This is a genomic window from Aerococcus sp. L_32 (assembly GCF_050689315.1).
In genome coordinates this window covers 1-619 of sequence record NZ_JBOEQF010001093.1, presented here as the reverse complement: position 1 = coordinate 619, position 619 = coordinate 1, and the positions used below count along the sequence as shown (strand labels likewise).

The 619-nt window shown below is 39.4% G+C and carries 1 protein-coding gene; it reads left to right on the top strand.

The window, feature by feature from the left end; all coding sequences use genetic code 11:
- Positions 1-619: chromosomal replication initiator protein DnaA (locus ACRCJ0_RS18340; RefSeq protein ID WP_431391575.1), on the top strand; the 619-nt coding region annotated here is incomplete at both ends.

Genomic DNA, 619 nt, shown 5'->3' with positions numbered 1-619 from the left:
CAATCAAATTCAAGTAAACAATCATAATGACAATATTGAAGACAACGGATCAGATCTATTAAATCCAAAATATACCTTTGATAACTTCGTCGTCGGTGAAGGCAATAAAATGGCTCATGCTGCAGCTTTAGCTGTTGCAGAAGGCCCCGGCCGCGACTACAATCCCCTATTCTTCTTCGGTGGTGTAGGGTTAGGTAAAACCCACTTGATGCAAGCAATTGGTCATGAAGTATTACGGACAAACCCTAATGCTAAAATAAAATACGTCTCTAGTGAAACCTTCACCAATGACTTTATTAATGCCATTCGTAAGAACACTACAGACGCCTTCCACCAAGAATATCGTACAGTCGATATGTTATTAGTAGATGATATTCAATTTATTGGGAACAAACAGTCTACCCAGGAAGAATTCTTCCATACATTTAACGTGCTCTACAATAATAATAAACATATCGTTTTAACCAGTGACCGCGACGCTAGTCAGATCCCTGAGTTAGAAGACCGGTTAGTTTCTCGCTTTAAACAAGGCTTATCAACTGATATTACACCGCCAGATTTAGAGACAAGGATTGCCATTTTGCGCAATAAGGCCAACGTCAATGGCTTACAAATTCCT